The 2,081-nt window shown below is 34.9% G+C and carries 2 protein-coding genes; both read right to left on the bottom strand.

Features of this window, described 5'->3' with window-relative positions; translation table 11 throughout:
- Positions 1-449 precede the first annotated feature (449 nt).
- Entirely contained in the window at positions 450-1,397 is a 948-nt protein-coding gene (locus FTT98_RS17640; protein WP_120376155.1) for a nucleotidyl transferase AbiEii/AbiGii toxin family protein, read from the bottom strand.
- A complete protein-coding gene (locus tag FTT98_RS17635; protein WP_120376154.1) occupies positions 1,390-1,785 on the bottom strand; it encodes a DUF6088 family protein in 396 nt (131 codons plus the stop codon). Before FTT98_RS17635 ends, FTT98_RS17640 begins: the two co-directional genes overlap by 8 nt.
- Between the last annotated feature and the right edge of the window lie 296 nt (positions 1,786-2,081).

Raw genomic sequence — 2,081 nt, 5'->3', positions numbered from 1 at the left:
AATCATTTGAATGATTTCTTCTTGGTCTACGTGCCATAAAATACTCCATATATTGATGTTTATAACATCATTTGAGGAGCAGAATATCACTTATAGGAGTTGTTCAAATTTACGGATCCATCTCTATTTCTATAAAAATCAATCTGTGACATCACGTAATAGTCGTAAAGAGTCCACGCAAGAAAATAGTTACGATTACGGACCTGGTTTTTAAAACAATTGCCTAATCGAATTTTTATGCAGCTTGAAATATGGTTTTAAGAATAGCCTAAGAATTATACTTAGGCTAATTCAAAAAAAATTTCAAGCGAATTAACATTTTCTATCTTCGATGAGTTACGAGTTAGAATTCAAAGAAAAAACTCTGAAGAATTTTGACAAATTTAGTTGTAATAAGAGTGATTGTAAATAAATAATCTATTGTGCTTAAGCTAATTTCTTTTCTACATTTACAACTTTAAGTTAGCGAAGATCTGTTGAACTGAGTCCTGAAAATGTGAATAGGCTTGCTGCCATGATATTTGTTTGTCCCCGAACACCATAGGAACAACAAAATTATTAAACCTGGCTTTATAGAGTGGATTACGACTTAATTCATTTAAACCAAATAACAATTCAGCAATCGGGTCTTCAACCATAAGAGTATGCTGACGACCATAACGCTCAATATCAGTTTTTATAACTTTAGTAGCTAAGTGCCCTAAATAAACAAAATCTTGTGGTTTACCATAGGTAATTTTAAAGTAGTCATACACATGTCGAACTAATGATTCATCATCAGCTCTTTCAGCATTTCTAGCAAAGGCCGCTGTACGCCTTAAAATTGCTATCAGCTTCTCGATACTGGTACTGACAATTGTGACGGAGGGAAAAGCATCGACTGGCTTCCCTTTCTTAGCCAAGTCATACACAAACGAGGTGATACTTCTAGATTCAAAAGGCTCAAGTAAGTCTGTTTCAACTAATTCCAATTTAATGAATGGTCGTAAACAGGGAGCTTGGTTGAAATGCTGAGGATATCGAATTAATAATTCCATATAACGATATTCATCCCAGACAACTGGTTCCTCTTCAATTGTAAAGAAATCAGATTGAGAGATTTTGTCTTGTACTTGATGAAGCAATTGTTTACGTACAACTTTAGCTTTAGAGCGACTTAATGCAATATTTGGTTTTGGAACTATTTTAATGTCCACATCTTCAGACATCCGATTTAACTGAATATTTGCTTTAGCTAAAGAAGTTCCACCAGCAAAAACCAAGTCATGCGTTTCAAATTCTAGAGACTGTAATAGTCTCAATAACTCGACAACATAGTAATCTTTTTCAACAATAGAAGTTGCACCAATACCAAGTGCATCAGCGACATCTGCAAACACATTTTTTATATCAGGCATTAATTTGGCTACGACCTACAGACAATTGGCGTGTAAAACGACGCGGGGTTTTAATTTGAGTAAAGGCTGGAATCTGGGTGGATTGACCAGATAAATATTTTTCCGTAGCCTCTCCTAACGTAACCTGCACATCCAATCTTTTTAATGCCTCTAAGATCACTGCATCCGCGCCTTCTGGACAGGCTGGCATTACTTTGCCGGTAATTTGATTTTTTCTTGCTTTGGTATAAATACCATAACCAACTTTAATTAGCTCACCTTCTTGAACTAAGTTTCGCAGAACTCTTCCAATTTGGTCATAATTCGCAATGTCATTAAAATCATCACGCATAAAAACATAACGTTTTGAGCGTTTGATGCGCATTTGCATTTTCGCTTTAGTTGTCATCGCATCTCCCTTATACATCAGTTTTCACATACCTTTAAACTAGCAAAAATACGACATTTTGTCGAGCAAAAATACGACATTATACTAGATGAGACTGTAGATAAATTACTCAGGAAGACAACTTTGTCTGATCTGACAGTTCTTGGTTGAGTTGCAGAATTCTATTACTCTAGGACTTACGCATTGACTGATTCAAAAAAGTATTAAAATACTTTATAAAGTATCTGTGATCAGACGAATTAAACATGCTTCTACAGCAACTTGTACATTACCCATTTATATGGGCTTTCTCATGA

Source organism: Acinetobacter sp. YH12039 (assembly GCF_013420015.1).
Taxonomy (GTDB): domain Bacteria; phylum Pseudomonadota; class Gammaproteobacteria; order Pseudomonadales; family Moraxellaceae; genus Acinetobacter; species Acinetobacter amyesii.
The sequence above is the reverse complement of the archived record's forward strand: the minus strand, read 5'-3'. Positions and strand labels throughout refer to the sequence as shown.